The following is a 17,301-nucleotide window of genomic DNA, read 5'->3' on the forward strand; positions in this document are numbered from 1 at the left end:
GCGCGAAATCCGGATAAACTGCCTTTGGGCCGACGTTATCCGGCAATCGGATGAACGGTCGTGCAAAAGCTCTGTGACACTTTTTCAAACGGTTGCGCCGCACTGAACCGCGCTGTTTTCTTGTCCTTCCAATCCCGGTTCAGGGCAACAGGAACGGTTTGGGATCGGGTGTGCGCGGCCTGCGCTTTTTACCCGACTCGCCCTGGATCAGACGGCGGCGCAGCCAGCCCGAAAACCAATCCATCAGCATCACCATCAGAATGATCAGGATGATGTAGTAGGCGACCTCTTCCCAGTCTTTCTGCGTGATGATTGCTTGCGTCAGCAGCAAGCCAATACCGCCCCCCGTGATTGCACCGATCACCGTCGCACTGCGGGTGTTGGATTCGAGAAAGTACAAAAGCTGGCTCAGCAAAACAGGCGTGACCTGAGGGATAACGCCGAACCGATACCGTTGCGGGGCGTTCGCACCCGTGGACTGCACACCTTCGATCTGCTTCTGATCCACGTTTTCCAACGCTTCCGAGAATATCTTGCCGAATGTCCCGGTGTCCGTCACCAGAATGGCAAGCCCACCGGTCAACGGGCCGGGGCCAAAGGCGCGGGCCAGAACCACAGTCCAGATCAACGCGTCTACGCCGCGCACAAAATCGAATACACGCCGTATCGCAAAGCGGATGGATGTCATCCGGTTGAAATTGCGCGTCGCAAGGAAGGCCAATGGCAGGGCCACAATCGCCGCGCCAAACGTGCCCAGAAATGCCATCAGCATCGTCTCGAAGATGGCCCACGCCACATCCTGATGGCGCCACATCTTGTTGGTCCAGAAATCATTAAAGATCGCACCCGCCTCGCCCGACGCCGCCAGTCCGGCCAGTTCCGGGAAGGACTTGCCGAAATAAGGGCTGTCCAGCGTGAACCAGAACAATTCCCAACCTGTGAAATAGCGAAACACCTCGGACCGGTTGCGGGTGACAGTCAAACGACCTGCGTCCGTGGTCACAGACAGCCGGTTTTTAGAAACGTTGATCCACTCCGGAACCTCACCCTCCGGCAACTCCGCCTGTACACCGGCCGAACGCGTGGGTGTTGCGCGAATGGTGCCATAGCCGGGAATGTCATATTCCACCGTCTGCGCACCGAAACGCACGACATGGCCCTTTTCAAGGTCGATCACAGTTGTCTCGCCCAGTGCCACCCACTCGGGGGCCTGCCCTTCAGGATATGCCCCCTTGCGCTCACCCTCGATGGCGGCAGAGACTTCACCGGTGCGATTATCCCGGGCGATATGCGTTTTGTAGCTATAGCTGTCAGCCACCAGCGTCTTGCCATTTGCCCAGTTTGCGCGCCCCACAAGGCCCGACACGTCAAAAGCAAAGAAGACATAGACCAGATAGACGAAAACCAGAGCAGGCAACCCGAAGTTCACCAACCTCTTGCGGTTGAACAAGCGATCTGTTTCGGCTTTGAGGTCATCAACAGTCAGATTGGTTGCGAAGGTGCTCATGCCAAAGCTCCTTTTTCCGAGCCGTGGGTCAGGCGGTCGCGCAGGTAGCCTGACAGCTGGTCGACGACCACGATTGTAACGAACAGAAGAATGAAGATGGCTGCGGCTTCGTCATAACGCCCCTGCCCCCAGGACATGGCATTGCGCAGCTCGTAACCCAAACCGCCCGCCCCAACAAATCCAAGAATGGCCGAGGCACGGATGTTGATTTCGAACCGCAGCAGCGCGTAGCTGACATAGTTTGGCCCGACCTGCGGGATCACCCCCAGATACATCCGCTGTGACCAGTTGGCACCGACGGAATGCAGCCCGTCCACCGGTTTCAGCGAGGCGTTCTCGTTCACCTCCGAAAACAGTTTGCCCAATGCGCCAGCAGTGTGAATCGCGATGGCGATCATCGCGGGAACCGGGCCACCGCCCAGAATGAAGATCAGAACCAAAGCAATTACAATCTCGGGAATGGCGCGGCAGATGTCTGATATTCGGCGAAACAGCGGGATCATTGACGGCCACAGCGCCATGCCGCGTGTCGACATCAGGGCGAAAATCGTCCCGACAATTGTGCCGACAAGCGTCGCTGCCGCCGCGATGTTGATTGTCTCGACCAGAGCCGGGAAGAACGAGACCAGATTGGCTGGCATTTCGGCAATCTTTTCCCCCGCCTCGGACAGAACCTCTGTGGGGTAGTCAAGAATACGGTGCCAGCCATCGACAAAGCTGCCGGCATTCCGGTTGTCGGCTGTGCGAAACCCTGCTGCCATCAACGACAGGAACAGGATCAGGAGAATGCCGCCATAGACCCGCTTGCGTCGTGTCATCGCTGTATAGTCGTTGCGGATCTGATCGACGGATAAGGACCCTGCGGTAAGGTCTGTCATGGAATGCTCCTGAAGGGAAAACGGGGTCCGGTACATCACCAGACCCCGATCATTGGATATGCAGTTTTAGTTGGACTTCAGCTTGCGCGCTTCGATGATGACCTCGTAGGCCTCATGCTTGATAGGATCAAAGCTCTTGGCTTCACCCGCAGCCACACCATAGAAACATTCGCGGTCTTTTTCATCCAGCGTGTTCCACAATTCGGTAACCTGAGCCTTGACATCCTCGGGCAGAGCCTTGCGCAGTACAACCGGACCTTCCGGGATCGGTGCCGATTTCCAGATCTCGACCAGATCGTTCATGTCGACCAGACCAGCATCCACAGCACGGCGCAGCGCGCCCGACTGATAGCCGTCTTCCCACTCGCCAAGACCATCAGCCCAGGTCACACCGCCATCAACGTCACCGTTGTTCACCGCGACAATTGTCTGCTCGTGACCGCCGGTGAATTTCACCTCAGCAAAATAGTCACCCGATTCCATGGTTGCTCCGGTGGCCTGGGGAATCTCGATCGACGGGATCAGATAACCCGAGGTCGAATTCGGGTCACCAAAGCCAAAAACCTTGCCCTTCATGTCCTCAAGCGAGGTGATGCCGCTGTCCTTGCGTGCAAAACCAACCGAGTAATAGCCGTAACCGCCATCGGTGTTCACCTTGACCAGTACCGGCTCAACCGCTTCGGGGTCGCTCAGATAGGTTTTGGCATAGCCCGACGCACCCAGCCAGGCGACATCAATCGTGCCGCCCAGCAGCCCCTGTATCACTCCGTTATAGTCGGCAGGGGCAAACAATTTGGTCGGAACGCCCAAAAGTTCTTCGGTGTATTCGCGCAGACACTCGTTTTTGCTCATCCGGTCCTGAGCGTTCTCGCCACCCAGAATGCCGATACGAAACTCGCTGATTTCTTCAGCCATGACCGGTGCGGCCAGTGTTGTGGTTGCGACCAAGGCAGCAATCAGTTTTTTCATCTGTCTCTCTCCAGTTTGATAACCCCGGCCTCTCATCGGGCCGGGCGATGAAAGGGGTTGGGACGGCTCAAATGGTTGCTTCTGCTTCCATCAGCGCCTTTCGCGTGGCGTCGAGCGTTTCGATTTCCGTTGATGTCGCTTCTTCCGAAAAGCTGGCATCGGCACCATAGATCTCGCGAGCAACGCCCGTGGTCAGTTGCTCGGGCAGCCCATCGAACACGATGCGCCCGTCGCGCATACCAACCACGCGGTCGCAATAGCGACGTGCAGTGTCCAGTGTGTGCAGGTTGGCGATGACAGTGCGGCCATCTTCTTCGTGGATGCGGCGCAGCGCCTGCATCACCACCTGTGCGTTCATCGGGTCCAGCGAGGCAATTGGTTCATCCGCCAGAATAATCCTCGGGTCCTGCATCAGAGCCCGCGCAATCGCCACGCGCTGTTGCTGGCCGCCCGACAAGGCCTCGGCCCGTTTCGGAGCGTGTTCCGCAATCCCCAACCGGTCCAGGATGTCGATGGCACGGTGAATTTCATCCATCGGGAACAGGTTGAACATAGCGGCCAGCGTCGAATGACGGTTGAGCGTGCCATGCAGCACGTTCGAAACCACATCCATACGCGGCACCAGGTTGAACTGTTGGAAAATCATCGCACAATCGGCCTGCCAGGCGCGTTTGTCACGGCCTTTCAGTTGGGTGATGTCCCGGCCTTCAAACAGGATTTCACCTTCGCTGGCATCCGTCAGGCGGTTAATCATCCGCAGCAGGGTGGACTTGCCCGCGCCCGACCGTCCGATGATCCCGATCATGCATGGCTTGTCCACATCCAGCGTCGCGGCATTCACGGCAACATTGTCACCAAAGCGTTTGGTCAGTTTCTTGATACGCAGCACGTGCCACCCCCAATTCATGTTGGCGGACTGCTACAGATGCCGTTCAACGGATATGTGTCAGCGTAGTGAAAGTTTTGTAACGGCACGACACGTGCGGGGGGTATCCATCGCCCCGCCTCACGGGTATACGCATCCGCGACTCTTCAGCTGATACGAGGCCAATATGAGCTTTGACCGCACCATCAAGATCGCGCCGTCCATTCTGTCCGCCGACTTTGCCAATTTCGGGCAAGAAATTCAGGCCATCGAAGCGCAGGGCGCGGATTGGGTCCATGTTGACGTAATGGATGGCCATTTCGTCCCGAACCTGACCTTTGGCCCGCCAGCCGTCAAAGCGTTCCGCCCGCATGTAAAGACGGTCATGGACGTGCACCTGATGATCACGCCGGTCGATCCATACATCCAGGCCTACGCTGATGCAGGCGCCGACATTCTGACCGCGCATGTCGAGGCAGGGGCCCACACCCACCGCACGCTGCAGGCGATCCGCGCCGCGGGCATGAAGGCAGGCGTGGCCCTGAACCCGGGCACCCCGGCTGAGGCGGTCGAACATCTGCTGGACCTCACCGATCTGGTCTGCGTCATGACCGTGAACCCCGGCTTTGGCGGCCAGAAGTTCATCGACATGACTGGCAAGATCCGCAAATTGCGCCAGATGATTGGTGACCGCCCCGTGCATATCGAGATCGACGGCGGTGTTGATCCCCAGACAGCGCCCCTTGTTGCCGCAGCGGGGGCTGATGTGCTGGTGGCCGGGTCTGCCGTGTTCAAAGGCGGATCAGTTGATCGGCCCGAGGTTTACGGCGAGAATATTCGGGCCGTACGGGCCGCAGCTGAAGGCGGGTTGGGCTGATCTGCCAACTCGCGACTGCATAGTTGGCTTTATCCGCAAAACTGAATTTCGTTGAACTCATCGGGCGGGACACACCCCGCCTTGATGTTCTTGTTGCGGCCTTCATTAGGGTCACAGACGCGCCGGGCTGAAGCCCGGCCTACGAGTCGGTCGAAGGCCTTCGATACAATAACTTACAAAAAAGGCCGCCCCTTTATGGAGCGGCCTTCGTTTGTTCACCGATGTGCCGGGCTGAAGCCTGGCCTACGGATTATTCTACGATCTTCGACACGACGCCGGCGCCGACGGTGCGGCCGCCTTCGCGGATGGCGAAACGCAGGCCGTTTTCCATCGCGATCGGGGCGATCAGCTCAACGCCGAACGACACGTTGTCGCCGGGCATGACCATCTCGGTGCCTTCCGCCAGGGTCACGGTGCCGGTCACGTCAGTGGTCCGGAAGTAGAACTGAGGACGGTAGTTCGCGAAGAACGGCGTGTGACGGCCGCCTTCTTCCTTGGTCAGGATGTAGGCTTCGGCTTCGAACTTGGTGTGCGGTGTCACCGAACCCGGCTTACACAGAACCTGGCCACGCTCAACGCCGTCACGGTCCACACCACGCAGCAGGGCGCCGATGTTGTCGCCCGCTTCACCGCGGTCCAGCAGCTTGCGGAACATTTCAACGCCGGTGCAGGTGGTTTTCGCGGTGTCACGGATGCCGACGATTTCGATCTCGTCGCCAACGTTGATCACGCCACGCTCGACACGGCCGGTCACAACGGTACCACGGCCCGAGATCGAGAACACGTCTTCGATCGGCATCAGGAACGGCTGGTCAACAGCACGCTCAGGGGTGTCGATGTAGTCATCAACAGCCGCCATCAGCTCGCGGATCTTGTTCTCGCCGATTTCAGGGTCACGGCCTTCCATCGCGGCCAGAGCCGAACCTGCGATGATCGGAATATCGTCGCCGGGGTATTCATACGAAGACAGCAGCTCGCGGATTTCCATTTCCACCAGTTCCAGCAGCTCTTCGTCGTCAACCTGGTCAACTTTGTTCATGAACACGACCATCTTCGGGATGCCAACCTGGCGGCCCAGCAGGATGTGCTCGCGGGTCTGCGGCATCGGGCCGTCTGCAGCGTTCACAACCAGGATCGCGCCGTCCATCTGAGCGGCACCGGTGATCATGTTCTTGACATAGTCGGCGTGGCCGGGGCAGTCGACATGCGCATAGTGGCGCGCGTCGGTCTCGTATTCCACGTGCGCGGTCGAGATGGTGATGCCGCGGGCTTTCTCTTCCGGCGCGCCGTCAATCTGGTCATACGCCTTGAAGTCACCAAAATACTTGGTGATTGCTGCGGTCAGCGTCGTCTTGCCGTGGTCAACATGCCCAATCGTGCCGATGTTGACGTGCGGCTTATTACGCTCAAACTTTTCCTTTGCCATTCCTCAGGCGCCCTTTTGCGATTTGGGGGACCCTTGGTCCCAGGTTACTATCTGCGCGCGCGAGATATTTGGTTCAAAGGGGAAAATCAAGCACATCCTGAGGGAAATGCGCTTATCCCGCCGGATTTTGCGTCAGCTATCGGAATCCGGCAGTTCGATCAGGTCAGGCCGCTTGTCGAACCAGCCATTCTCTTTGTGTTCCTCAGCCAGCCATTCTTCGATTTCGTCAGCGACTTTCAACGATAGTCCGCTCAACTGCTCTTCCTTGGTTCTGACCCGCCCTGAACCAATAAGGGCTGTTTCTTTCGTAGTATCTTCAAGAACAGTGAACTGTTTTTGCTTAGCCAAGAATTTCTTCGTGTCGTAGTCATAAACATTAACGAGTACGATCGCTGCACTTCTTGGATTGTAAACAACGATACCCGGCGGCCCCAACATATAGCCTTCAAGGCTTATACCAATAATGTAACGCTGTGAGCCCTCATACCGCCCTAATCGAATGTCGATGGCTTGCTCCAAAGCGTCTGTCCATTCTTGCGGAGTAGCATCCCTGGAAATCGGCCCCTGTTTAGCGTTGTCTGCAAACGAAACTATCTTCACGAGGCGAAATTCCCCCAGTGACTCGGGCGGTTCATAAACCTGTGTCTGGGTGCAAGCGCCCATCAGGGCCAATCCGGTGATCAGGGTCAGAATGCGCAACATATCTCGTCTCGATAGGCCTGTTTTTCTTTGGTCTAGCGCACCGATACGGGTTGTGCCAAGCCGTATCGGTGGATTTCTACCGCAACCGGGGCCGGATCACGAAAACTTATAGTCCCGCGGGAAACCATAGGGCGCTTTTTTCCCTACGCTGGCGCGCTTGGACAGCCATTGGGACATATCTGCCTCATGCCGGGTCTTGTCGCCCCCCATGGACCATTTCAGGCCTTCCTCCCAGTTGAAGGTTGTGATGTCAGACAGACCGCCATCAAGCTCCAGCGTTCCCTGTCGCCCGCGTGCCATATTGTATTTTTGCAGGCGCACACCCTTGCCGCGGGTCATTTCGGGCAATTCCTCGGTCGGGAAGACAAGGAACTTGCCGTTCTGCGACACGATTGCAACGTGGTCGCCCTCGACCGGTTTGCAGATCACTGCTGTTTCGTCGTCCTTGACGTTCAGCACCTGCTTGCCGTTTCGCGTCTGGGCCAGCACGTCATCTTCGGGCACCATAAACCCGTTGCCCGCATCCGAAGCCACCAGCAGCTTGCGCCCCGGCTTGTGAATCAGGATATCGATGATCCGAGCCTCGTTCGGCAAGTCGACCATCAGGCGCAGGGGTTCGCCCATACCCCGCCCGCCGGGCAGGTTGGCCGCGCTGACTGTATAGAACCGCCCGTTCGAAGCGAAGACCAGCAACCGGTCGGTCGTTTCCGCATGGAAAATAAAGCGCGGCCCGTCGCCATCCTTGAACTTCAATTCACGGGTCAGGTCGATATGACCGGTCATGGCGCGAATCCAACCCATCTGAGAGCAGACGACCGTGATCGGTTCGCGGTCGATCATCGCCTCAAGCGGCACTTCTTCGACCTCGCCCGCTTCGGCGAACCGCGTGCGGCGTGCGCCGCCTTCGTAATCTTTGCCGAAGGTCTTTTTCGTCTCTTTCAACTGCTCGGCAATCCTGGCCCATTGCAGGCCTTCGTCGGCCAGCAGGTCTTCGAGGTTGGCACGTTCCAGCATCAACTCATCGCGTTCGCGGACCAGCTCCATCTCTTCCAGACGACGCAGACTGCGCAGGCGCATGTTGAGGATCGCGTCAACCTGAACCTCAGACAACTCGCCTTCACCCGGTCTGGGTGAGACATAGTCGGCCTCGCTGGTGGCGCGGATATGGTCAATCCCCCAATCCTCGCGCATCAGCGCGGCTTTGGGGTCGTCGTCATAGCGGATGATGTCGATCACACGGTCGAGGTTCAGGAAGGCAACGATAAAGCCCTCCAACACTTCCAGCCTGTGGTCGATCTTGGCCATGCGGTGGCGCGAGCGGCGGATCAGCACCTCTTGCCGGTGATCAAGGAAAGCGCGCAGCACTTCCTTCATCGAGCAGACCTTGGGCGTCACCCCGTCGATCAGCACGTTCATGTTCAGGCTGAACCGCACCTCGAGGTCCGAGTTGCGATACAGCATGCCCATCAGCACCTCAGGGTCCACATTCTTGGAGCGCGGCTCGAGGATCAGACGGATGTCATCGGCGGATTCGTCGCGCACATCGGCAAGGATCGGGATTTTCTTGGTCTGGATCAGTTCGGCGATCTTCTCGATCAGCTTGGACTTCTGAACCTGATAGGGAATCTCGGTGACGATGATCTGCCATTGGCCGCGCCCCAGATCCTCAACCTCGTACTTGCAGCGCAGCCGGAACGAGCCTCGGCCAGTTCGATAGGCTTGCGCGATGTTCTCGGGCGGCTCGACAATCACGCCACCGGTTGGGAAGTCAGGGCCGGGCACGTAGTTCAACAGGGTGTCGTCGCGCGCGTCCGGCGTCTTGATCAGATGCAGACAAGCGTCGCAGAGTTCCGAGATGTTGTGCGGCGGGATATTCGTCGCCATCCCCACCGCGATACCACTTGCGCCATTGGCCAGCAGGTTCGGGAACTGTGCGGGCAGCACGACCGGTTCGGTCAGCGTGCCATCATAGTTGTCGCGAAAATCAACGGCGTCTTCGTTCAACCCTTCCAGCAGCGCCTCGGCCACGATGGTCATCCGCGCTTCGGTATAGCGCGAGGCCGCCGGGTTATCGCCGTCGATATTGCCGAAATTGCCCTGCCCGTCGACCAGCGGATAGCGGACGTTGAAATCCTGTGCCAGACGCGCCATCGCGTCGTAAATCGCGGCGTCGCCATGCGGGTGATAGTTGCCCATCACGTCGCCGGAAATCTTGGCAGACTTCCGGAAACCTCCGGTTGCACTGAGTCGCAACTCTCTCATCGCATAGAGGATTCGGCGGTGAACCGGCTTCAACCCGTCCCGCGCATCGGGCAGCGCCCGGTGCATGATGGTGGACAGCGCATAGGTCAGATACCGCTCACCAATCGCACGGCGCAGCGGTTCCGCCACCTCGCCCCCACCTGTGGGGGCCTGCATGTTGGGGTCATCGATCGTATCGTTCATATATGATGTGATACGACGCAAGTGCGCCTTGGTAAAGCGAGCAGCACATAAATTGCTGGGGAAAAGTCGTGCTTTTTGCAACAGGGGGAGACACCGTGTTGTTTTCCCCCATTTTTCGACTCGTCCCCCGAAATATGCTAAGATCTCATCAATTGATTTGCTGCCATTTGTTGATGTTACGATTGCTTTGGGGGATGCGCCATGACGCGCCTGATACTTGTTACCTTTGCCGCGCTCGGCTGGACCTTTTACGTGATGAGCGGTGGCCCTGATTTTGAACCGCGCGGCGTGCGCCCTGCCAAACCGGGACGCGTGGCCGTAGTGGCAGAACCGGTTGCCCCGGTCGTTGAGCCTGCACCTGTCGAAGATTTGGTCACCCGTGCCGCAGTCAAACCCGCTCTGGTGGTTCCACCTGTTGCCGAGGCGGTAACCCAATTGGGTGAGACCGAAACAAAGGCCCTCCTCTCGCAGGTCGCGGCTGGCCTGAAAGCCAATCCCTCGCTGTTTCAAGACGAAAGCGTGACCCTGACCCTGGCATCACTGGAACAGGGTGTGACCGCACTGGAGCAGGTGGTCACCGACGCCGAGTTGCCCACAGTCGAACTGCCCACGCCTGCCGAGGCCCAGACCGACATCCGCGAGATTTCGGGCACCCGGGTCAATCTGCGCGATGGCCCCGGCACGATCTATCCCATCATCGGCAAGGCCGCGCTTGGCCAAAGGGTCGAGGTCCTGAGCGATTCCGGCACCGGCTGGCTGCGCCTGCGCGTGTTGCCCGCGCAACAGGTCGGGTGGATTTCAGCATCACTTGTCCGGAAAACATCAAACTGACGCCCGGACGTCATTGCCCTGCCGCAAACCCCGCCCTAGCTTTTGGCGGGGTTCAGCTTCGGAAGGCACATGCAGAAATCGATTCTTATTACGGGATGCTCGTCGGGCATTGGGCTGGACGCAGCACACGGAATGCGTGCGCGAGGCTGGCGTGTGTTTGCATCCTGCCGACAGCAGCGCGACTGTGATCGCCTGCGCGCGCAAGGGTTTGAAAGCCCCAGAATCGACTATACCGAACCCGACAGCATTTCCTCGGGATTGTCATATGTACTTGAGGCAACGGGCGGAACACTGGACGCGCTGTTCAACAACGGCGCGCACGGGCTGCCCGGTGCGGTTGAAGACGTCCCGACAGACGCTCTGCGTCATATCTTTGAAACCAATGTCTTTGGATGGCACGAACTGACCCGACAGGTTATTCCCGTCATGCGGGAACAGGGTCACGGCCGGATCGTGCAATGTTCCTCGGTACTTGGTCTTGTTGCCTTCCCCTGGCGCGGCGCATATGTCGCCACCAAATACGCCATCGAAGGACTGACCGACACCTTGCGGCTGGAGCTGCGGGATACAGACATTCAGGTCGTTTTGATCGAGCCGGGCCCGATCACCTCAAAGCTCAGGGAAAAGGCAATCCCGGTGTTCGAAAAATACATCGACTGGGAGAACTCGGCCCTGCGGGAAAAATACGAAGGTTCGCTGCTGAAGCGACTATACGAAAACAGTGCGCCCGACTGGTTCGAACTGCCCGCCTCTGCCGTCACCGACAAGCTGGCCCATGCGGTCGAGGCGCGCCGCCCCAAACCACGCTACTATGTGACCACCCCGACATATGTCGCAGGGGTTCTGCGCCGGATTCTGCCCACAAAAGCCACGGATCGCATCCTTTCGGATATCTGAGACGTTATTTCCCGTTCGCTTTTCGTCACCTTGACGCTAGATGGGGATAATCGAAAAAACCGGACGGTGACTTTAAATGGACCCTTTAATGGTCATTCTGCTTCTGGCCATGGCGGCAGTTGTCGTTGTGTTAGCCCTGGGCATCGCGAATTTCGGCAAAGGCGGCATGGAAGCAGCTAAGAAAAGCAACAAGATGATGCGCCTGCGTATCCTCTTTCAGTTCATCGCCGTTATTTTGATCGTGCTATACGTCTATCTACGCGGGCAAGGGGTACAGTAATGGTTGTGCTCAACAAAATCTACACGCGCACCGGCGACGATGGCAAAACCGCTCTGGGCAATGGCGAGCGTGTGGCAAAGTATTCGGGCCGCGTTGCCGCCTACGGAACAGTGGACGAGCTGAATTCTTTTGTTGGCGTGGCCCGTACCGAGGCCGAAGGCAAAGTCGATGCCGCCTTGTCGCGGATTCAGAACGACCTGTTTGATCTTGGCGCGGATTTCTGCCGCCCTGAAATGGAGAAGGATGCCGAAGCGGACTATCCACCGCTGCGAATCGTATCCGCTCAGATCGACCGGCTGGAAGCCGAAATTGACATCATGAACGAAACACTGGAACCGCTGCGCAGCTTCATCCTGCCGGGCGGTTCGCGGCTGGCCGCGCATTTGCACGTGTGCCGCACCGTATCGCGTCGCGCCGAGCGGTTGGCGGTCGAGTTGACGAATATGGAACCGGTTAACGATGTGGCCGTCAAATATCTCAACCGGCTAAGTGACTGGTTTTTCGTCGCGGCCCGGTGCGCAAATAACGATGGCAAGGACGACGTGCTGTGGGTTCCCGGCGCAAACCGCTGAATATTTCCCTGAAAATAAGCGCAATGCGGGCAACAATCTTGCGTGCCTCAAGGTAAAAAACTGCAAAACGCGACGTCCCGACGCGACGACGTGACGATTTTGCTCTGTTTTGCGGGTGCAGCAGACGTTATCAAGTCCGACGAGAGCATTGGTGGAGTCGCCTTCGCGGCTTGCCGTTTTTTGAGGAGAAAGCGCTACAATGAAGGTACTGGTACCTGTCAAACGCGTGATTGACTACAATGTGAAGGTCCGCGTGAAAGCGGACGGTAGCGGTGTTGATCTCGCCAATGTCAAAATGTCGATGAACCCGTTCGACGAGATTGCGGTTGAAGAGGCCATTCGCCTGAAAGAGGCTGGTAAGGCAGACGAAGTTGTTGCCGTTTCGATTGGTGTGAAGCAGGCGCAAGAGACGCTGCGGACCGCTCTGGCCATGGGGGCTGATCGGGCGATCCTTGTTGTTGCGACGGATGATGTGCACACCGATATCGAGCCGCTGGCAGTTGCCAAGATCCTGGCCAAGGTGGTCGAGGAAGAGCAGCCCGGCATCGTTCTGGCGGGCAAGCAGGCGATCGACAACGACATGAACGCCACCGGTCAGATGCTGTCGGCCCTGTTGGGCTGGTCGCAGGGCACCTTTGCCTCGGAACTGGATATCGAAGGCGACAGTGCCAAGATCACCCGCGAGGTGGATGGCGGGTTGCAGACCATCAGCGTCAAGATGCCGACCATCGTGACCGTTGACCTGCGCCTGAACGAGCCGCGCTATGCGTCGCTGCCCAACATCATGAAGGCGAAGAAAAAGCCGCTGGATGAGAAAACCGCCGCCGATTACGGCGTCGACGTCACGCCGCGCCTGGAAATCGTCAAGACCGAAGAACCGCCGGCACGTGCCGCAGGTATCATCGTTGGCTCGGTGGATGAGCTGGTTTCGAAACTCAAAGAAGTGGGGGCTGTGTAATGGCTGTACTTCTGCTTGCCGAAGTCAACAATGGCGAACTGGCGCTGGACGCCACTGCCAAGGCAGTAAACGCTGCCAAGGTGCTGGGTGACGTGACCGTTCTGGCCGCAGGTGGCTCGGCCGCCGCTGCCGGCGAGGCTGCCGCTAAGATCGACGGCGTGTCCAAGGTGCTGGTTGCCGAAGACGCATCGCTGGGTCATCGCCTGGCGGAATCGACCGCCGCGCTGATCGTGGGTCTGGCCGATGGGTACGAGCATATCGTGGCCCCCGCGACCACCGACGCCAAGAACGTGATGCCGCGCGTCGCAGCCCTGCTGGACGTGATGGTGATCTCGGATGCCTCGGGCGTGGTCGATGGCTCGACGTTTGAGCGCCCGATCTATGCGGGCAACGCGATCCAGACCGTGAAGTCGAACGACGCCAAGAAGGTCGTCACCATCCGCACAGCGTCCTTCGATGCGGCGGGGACCGGCGGCTCGGCTGCGGTCGAGACCATCTCGGTCGGCGACAATCCCGGCCTGTCGTCGTGGGTCGAAGACAAGGTGGCTGCAAGCGACCGTCCGGAACTGACCTCGGCAGGCGTTGTTGTCTCGGGCGGCCGTGGTGTCGGCTCGCAAGACGACTTCAAGCTGATCGAAGCTCTGGCTGACAAGCTGGGTGCAGCGGTTGGCGCATCGCGCGCCGCTGTGGACTCGGGCTATGCCCCGAACGACTGGCAGGTGGGTCAGACCGGCAAGGTTGTTGCGCCTGATCTGTATGTCGCGGTCGGAATCTCGGGCGCAATCCAGCACCTTGCGGGCATGAAGGATTCAAAGGTCATCGTTGCGATCAACAAGGACGAAGAAGCGCCGATCTTCCAGGTCGCCGACTTCGGACTGGTCGCCGACCTGTTCCAGGCGGTCCCGGAACTGACCGAAAAGCTCGGCTGAACGCAGCCCGGGGCCTTAGCCCCACAATCACCAAAGGCTCGCCAACCGGCGGGCCTTTTTTAATTCAATTCTCTCAAAGCCGCCTCAAGCTTCAAAGCAATCTCCCTGTGCGCGGAGGGGCCGAGCATATGCTCGGCCACAGGCTGTTGCAGCGTCCCGAACAACACGTCCTCGATCTCGTCTGACAAGGAGGACACACTGACCGTGCATTCCACGACATCGGCACACAACGGTCGAACCTGTTCGATCATGTCAGCATCGGGCAAGACAAGGTCGCGATGCCGATCCTCCTGTCGCTGTATGTGCAGCCAGAGAAGAACAACCCGTGGCTTGATCCGTCGCACCAGCTCGGATGTGTTGCGCAACCAAGTCTCTCGCAACTCCTGCGCCACAACCTCAAAACGCGCGTCCTTTATGGCCCGCAACCTTTCCAGCAAATGCCTGACAAAGTGGATTTCCGTGAAATCGACCTCAGGATAAAGGCCCTGCAAGTCGCACGAGGGTTCAAGAAACCGATCATTCCGACGCGAATGCACGCGATAAAACCTGTTCGACTGGTACGGCACGTCCAGCACTTGCAGCACACAAAGGTCTGATCCGTTGACAAGATTTAAGACCCCCGGATCAGCAAGCAACGCATCAGCCCCACAAAAAAGACTGCCAAAATTGATACAAGGTTGCGGCAATCTTTTGGCAAGCAATGCCGGGTACGGATATTCCACGAACCGGCCAAACGTCTCTTCTCCACCCAGACAGGCCACATAAGGCGTCTCAAGATTTCCGTGCGGCGCCCGAAACCAAAGGTTTGATCCTGCATATTGGCACGCGGCCTCTGTGCCGACGTTTACCCGATGAAAGCTCATACCAAGCCCCCCAAATTTTTCACCCAATTGCCAATTTGCGGCCTTAGGTATTGAGAATCTCCTAATGCGCGCATTTGAAGCAAAATTGACCGGTTCGATCCCCTTGCCGCCCGCCCCGGTCTGCCGATACTGTCCCGGTATCCTCCAGGGCAAAGGCAGCTGAACATGGAAGTTAAATCGGTCGGGGTGATTGGCGCGGGTCAGATGGGCAACGGCATTGCCCATGTTCTGGCTTTGGCGGAATACGATGTCTTGCTGAATGATGTCAGTCAGGATGCGTTGAACAGCGCAATGGCCACGATCGAAGGCAACATGGCGCGTCAGGCATCACGTGGCAAGATCACTGACGATGCGATGCAGGCGGCCCTGAAGCGTATTACGACCACCCTTGAATTGCCGCAGCTGGGACAGACCGATCTGGTGATCGAAGCCGCGACCGAGCGGGAAACGGTCAAACAGGCCATTTTCGAAGATCTGCAACCGCACCTCCTGCCGCATACGATCCTGACGTCGAATACGTCGTCCATTTCCATCACGCGTCTGGCCAGCCGTACCGACCGGCCCGAACGTTTCATGGGTTTCCACTTCATGAACCCGGTTCCGATCATGCAATTGGTGGAACTAATCCGCGGTATCGCAACAGATGAGGAAACCTTCAAAGCCTGCAAGGCGGTCGTGGACCGGTTGGGCAAAACAGCTGCCAGCGCCGAAGATTTCCCGGCTTTCATCGTTAACCGCATCCTGATGCCGATGATCAACGAAGCCGTTTATACGCTGTATGAAGGTGTCGGAAGCGTCCAATCCATCGACCAATCGATGAAACTGGGTGCGAATCACCCCATGGGGCCGTTGGAACTGGCGGATTTCATCGGGCTGGACACATGTCTTGCCATCATGAACGTCTTGCATGATGGTCTGGCTGATACAAAGTATCGCCCCTGCCCGCTATTGACCAAATATGTCGAGGCCGGATGGCTGGGGCGCAAGACGCAACGCGGTTTCTATGACTATCGCGGCGAGGTGCCGGTTCCGACACGTTAAGTAAACCGCCCGTGCCCGGTACGGTACCGGTCAGATGAAAACACGGGTCAGGACTTGCCTGACTTGCCCAGCGACAGTGTATGGTTTCTGAGCCAGGTCATGAAACCACGCGGGTCTCTCTCCAACTGTTCCATGTCCTGATCCGAGATCGGATCGCCAATGACCGGCGATTGCGGTTTTTTGCACGAGCGGACGATTTCATGCAGCAACAAGCCTTGCCGCAGGATCGGCGACAGTTTGTTGGCGATCTGGTACCAGCGCGAGTTGCTGCCGGGAAAGAAAATCGGCACCACACGCGCGCCTGAACGGCGGATCATTTTTGCGGTGAACACATTCCACTCGCGCTCGACCGCGGGGCCAAACCAGTCATCCGAAGACATGACGACACCGGACGGGAACAGCGCCACGACACCGCCGTCTTTCAGATGGTCCATCGCCTTGCCACGCATTTCCAGCATCTTGGCCTGCGCTTCGGGGTCATGCGGAAACGGAACCGGGATCATGAAAGACGTCGCGGCCTCATCAAGACCCGTCAGGACCGAGCGGGTCAGAATGCGATAATCACTGCGGATCCGCCCTATCAACTCGGCCAGAATCATACCGTCCACCATTCCGTGAGGGTGGTTGGCAACGACAACGACGGGGCCGGATTTTGGAATACGGGCAATCTGTTCTTGCGGTGTGGTCAGGTCAATCCCCATCACCTCAAGCGCGCCGCCCCAGAACCGCTGCCCACGATAAAATTCGTTCTTTTTCTCGAATTTGTTGACCATCCGCAGAATGGTCAGCTTGCCCGTGCACCATTCGATGGCGCGAATGGCCGTCGAAGTCCAGGCATCGTCGAAAGAGTTCGCATAGGTCAGAGTTCTACGATCGTAGATCTCGCCCTGATCTTCAGTCCCATCCACCACCGGGCTTGTCTTGGTCTCGTGCGTCGTTTCCGCCAATTCCTGGCCTTCCCGTTCTTTCTGTCCTGGCGAGGGCAGCTTAGAACCCCTCTCCGAACTTGTCGTTCACAAGCGCTTCCAGAGCTTCTGCCAATGCTTCAGCATCCGGTCCGGAGGTCTCGACGTCAATAGTTGTTCCGCGTGATGCTGCCAACATCAAAAGGCCCATAATACTGTCGCCTGACGCAGAAATCCCGTCCTTCGACACCTCGGCATGCGCATCGAAACCTTCCACAACCTCAACCAGTTTCGCCGAAGCACGGGCATGCAGACCTTTTTCATTGATAATTTTCAGGCTTCGAGTGGTCATATTC

General features: G+C 58.1%; 18 protein-coding genes. 8 read left to right on the top strand and 10 right to left on the bottom strand.

All coding sequences use genetic code 11. The annotated features are described in order from the left end of the window. Positions 1-139 precede the first annotated feature (139 nt). From phnE (ACR3E2_RS09395) to phnC, 4 genes are all read right to left on the bottom strand, one after another. Complete coding sequence (gene phnE / locus ACR3E2_RS09395; protein ID WP_480484068.1) at positions 140-1,507, bottom strand: phosphonate ABC transporter, permease protein PhnE; 1,368 nt, start codon at positions 1,505-1,507, stop codon at positions 140-142. Continuing rightward, positions 1,504-2,385, bottom strand: coding sequence for a phosphonate ABC transporter, permease protein PhnE (gene phnE / locus ACR3E2_RS09400; protein WP_480484069.1), 882 nt, complete (start codon positions 2,383-2,385; stop codon positions 1,504-1,506). The genes phnE (ACR3E2_RS09395) and phnE (ACR3E2_RS09400) overlap by 4 nt, the downstream gene beginning before the upstream one ends. 66 nt (positions 2,386-2,451) lie before the next feature. After that, on the bottom strand, positions 2,452-3,354 hold the full coding sequence (gene phnD / locus ACR3E2_RS09405; RefSeq protein ID WP_480484070.1) for a phosphonate ABC transporter substrate-binding protein: 903 nt from the start codon (positions 3,352-3,354) through the stop codon (positions 2,452-2,454). A 67-nt stretch (positions 3,355-3,421) separates the two neighbouring features. Further along, on the bottom strand, positions 3,422-4,243 hold the full coding sequence (gene phnC, locus ACR3E2_RS09410; protein WP_267365713.1) for a phosphonate ABC transporter ATP-binding protein: 822 nt from the start codon (positions 4,241-4,243) through the stop codon (positions 3,422-3,424). Positions 4,244-4,406: 163 nt separating this feature from the next. On the opposite strand from phnC, the gene rpe reads away from it, so the two are divergent. Next, a complete protein-coding gene (gene rpe / locus ACR3E2_RS09415; RefSeq protein ID WP_209598264.1) occupies positions 4,407-5,096 on the top strand; it encodes a ribulose-phosphate 3-epimerase in 690 nt (229 codons plus the stop codon). 250 nt (positions 5,097-5,346) lie between these two features. Here rpe and tuf read toward each other — a convergent pair whose 3' ends face one another. From tuf to ACR3E2_RS09430, 3 genes are all read right to left on the bottom strand, one after another. Continuing rightward, positions 5,347-6,522 carry an elongation factor Tu gene (gene tuf / locus ACR3E2_RS09420; RefSeq protein ID WP_480492715.1) on the bottom strand — a complete coding sequence of 392 codons (1,176 nt, stop codon included), beginning with the start codon at positions 6,520-6,522 and terminating at the stop codon, positions 5,347-5,349. A gap of 132 nt (positions 6,523-6,654) precedes the next feature. Next, a complete protein-coding gene (locus ACR3E2_RS09425) occupies positions 6,655-7,224 on the bottom strand; it encodes a hypothetical protein (protein WP_480483738.1) in 570 nt (189 codons plus the stop codon). Positions 7,225-7,320: 96 nt separating this feature from the next. Continuing rightward, positions 7,321-9,669 (bottom strand): DNA topoisomerase IV subunit A, encoded by a 2,349-nt coding sequence (locus tag ACR3E2_RS09430; protein WP_480483739.1) that lies wholly within the window; start codon positions 9,667-9,669, stop codon positions 7,321-7,323. 201 nt (positions 9,670-9,870) lie between these two features. Here ACR3E2_RS09430 and ACR3E2_RS09435 point away from each other — a divergent pair, with 201 nt between their 5' ends. The 6 genes from ACR3E2_RS09435 to ACR3E2_RS09460 all read left to right on the top strand — a co-directional run bounded on the left by ACR3E2_RS09435 (position 9,871) and on the right by ACR3E2_RS09460 (position 14,136). Further along, positions 9,871-10,500, top strand: a complete 630-nt coding sequence (locus ACR3E2_RS09435; protein WP_480483740.1) for an SH3 domain-containing protein — start codon at positions 9,871-9,873, stop codon at positions 10,498-10,500. A gap of 69 nt (positions 10,501-10,569) precedes the next feature. Then, a complete protein-coding gene (locus ACR3E2_RS09440; RefSeq protein WP_480483741.1) occupies positions 10,570-11,397 on the top strand; it encodes an SDR family NAD(P)-dependent oxidoreductase in 828 nt (275 codons plus the stop codon). Between the two features lie 76 nt (positions 11,398-11,473). Beyond that, positions 11,474-11,677, top strand: coding sequence for a twin transmembrane helix small protein (locus tag ACR3E2_RS09445; RefSeq protein WP_480473850.1), 204 nt, complete (start codon positions 11,474-11,476; stop codon positions 11,675-11,677). Next, complete coding sequence (locus ACR3E2_RS09450) at positions 11,677-12,249, top strand: cob(I)yrinic acid a,c-diamide adenosyltransferase (protein WP_480483742.1); 573 nt, start codon at positions 11,677-11,679, stop codon at positions 12,247-12,249. Before ACR3E2_RS09445 ends, ACR3E2_RS09450 begins: the two co-directional genes overlap by 1 nt. 199 nt (positions 12,250-12,448) lie before the next feature. After that, positions 12,449-13,207, top strand: a complete 759-nt coding sequence (locus tag ACR3E2_RS09455) for an electron transfer flavoprotein subunit beta/FixA family protein (protein WP_209506332.1) — start codon at positions 12,449-12,451, stop codon at positions 13,205-13,207. After that, positions 13,207-14,136: an electron transfer flavoprotein subunit alpha/FixB family protein gene (locus tag ACR3E2_RS09460; RefSeq protein WP_480483743.1), complete on the top strand. Its 930-nt coding sequence runs from the start codon at positions 13,207-13,209 to the stop codon at positions 14,134-14,136. The genes ACR3E2_RS09455 and ACR3E2_RS09460 overlap by 1 nt, the downstream gene beginning before the upstream one ends. 59 nt (positions 14,137-14,195) lie before the next feature. Here the strand turns inward: ACR3E2_RS09460 and ACR3E2_RS09465 are convergent, their stop codons facing one another. Continuing rightward, entirely contained in the window at positions 14,196-14,999 is an 804-nt protein-coding gene (locus ACR3E2_RS09465; protein WP_480483744.1) for a DUF6473 family protein, read from the bottom strand. 165 nt (positions 15,000-15,164) lie between these two features. Between ACR3E2_RS09465 and ACR3E2_RS09470 the strand changes: the two genes are divergently transcribed. After that, a complete protein-coding gene (locus ACR3E2_RS09470; protein ID WP_209506328.1) occupies positions 15,165-16,040 on the top strand; it encodes a 3-hydroxybutyryl-CoA dehydrogenase in 876 nt (291 codons plus the stop codon). Positions 16,041-16,087: 47 nt separating this feature from the next. On the opposite strand, the gene ACR3E2_RS09475 is transcribed toward ACR3E2_RS09470, so the two are convergent. Both ACR3E2_RS09475 and ACR3E2_RS09480 read right to left on the bottom strand, forming a co-directional pair. Continuing rightward, the gene (locus tag ACR3E2_RS09475) at positions 16,088-16,987 is read right to left on the bottom strand and encodes a lysophospholipid acyltransferase family protein (protein WP_480483745.1); all 900 of its coding nucleotides are present in this window, start codon (positions 16,985-16,987) and stop codon (positions 16,088-16,090) included. Between the two features lie 40 nt (positions 16,988-17,027). Continuing rightward, complete coding sequence (locus tag ACR3E2_RS09480) at positions 17,028-17,297, bottom strand: HPr family phosphocarrier protein (protein WP_209506323.1); 270 nt, start codon at positions 17,295-17,297, stop codon at positions 17,028-17,030. Between the last annotated feature and the right edge of the window lie 4 nt (positions 17,298-17,301).

This window comes from Ruegeria sp. AL7 (assembly GCF_056536105.1).

Coding starts and splice junctions, on each gene's coding strand:
- phnE (WP_480484068.1), bottom strand. CDS start 1,507: ATGAGCACCTTCGCAACCAATCTGACTGTTGATGACCTCAAAGCCGAA.
- phnE (WP_480484069.1), bottom strand. CDS start 2,385: ATGACAGACCTTACCGCAGGGTCCTTATCCGTCGATCAGATCCGCAAC.
- phnD (WP_480484070.1), bottom strand. CDS start 3,354: ATGAAAAAACTGATTGCTGCCTTGGTCGCAACCACAACACTGGCCGCA.
- rpe (WP_209598264.1), top strand. CDS start 4,407: ATGAGCTTTGACCGCACCATCAAGATCGCGCCGTCCATTCTGTCCGCC.
- tuf (WP_480492715.1), bottom strand. CDS start 6,522: ATGGCAAAGGAAAAGTTTGAGCGTAATAAGCCGCACGTCAACATCGGC.
- ACR3E2_RS09425 (WP_480483738.1), bottom strand. CDS start 7,224: ATGTTGCGCATTCTGACCCTGATCACCGGATTGGCCCTGATGGGCGCT.
- ACR3E2_RS09430 (WP_480483739.1), bottom strand. CDS start 9,669: ATGAACGATACGATCGATGACCCCAACATGCAGGCCCCCACAGGTGGG.
- ACR3E2_RS09435 (WP_480483740.1), top strand. CDS start 9,871: ATGACGCGCCTGATACTTGTTACCTTTGCCGCGCTCGGCTGGACCTTT.
- ACR3E2_RS09440 (WP_480483741.1), top strand. CDS start 10,570: ATGCAGAAATCGATTCTTATTACGGGATGCTCGTCGGGCATTGGGCTG.
- ACR3E2_RS09445 (WP_480473850.1), top strand. CDS start 11,474: ATGGACCCTTTAATGGTCATTCTGCTTCTGGCCATGGCGGCAGTTGTC.
- ACR3E2_RS09450 (WP_480483742.1), top strand. CDS start 11,677: ATGGTTGTGCTCAACAAAATCTACACGCGCACCGGCGACGATGGCAAA.
- ACR3E2_RS09455 (WP_209506332.1), top strand. CDS start 12,449: ATGAAGGTACTGGTACCTGTCAAACGCGTGATTGACTACAATGTGAAG.
- ACR3E2_RS09460 (WP_480483743.1), top strand. CDS start 13,207: ATGGCTGTACTTCTGCTTGCCGAAGTCAACAATGGCGAACTGGCGCTG.
- ACR3E2_RS09465 (WP_480483744.1), bottom strand. CDS start 14,999: ATGAGCTTTCATCGGGTAAACGTCGGCACAGAGGCCGCGTGCCAATAT.
- ACR3E2_RS09470 (WP_209506328.1), top strand. CDS start 15,165: ATGGAAGTTAAATCGGTCGGGGTGATTGGCGCGGGTCAGATGGGCAAC.
- ACR3E2_RS09480 (WP_209506323.1), bottom strand. CDS start 17,297: ATGACCACTCGAAGCCTGAAAATTATCAATGAAAAAGGTCTGCATGCC.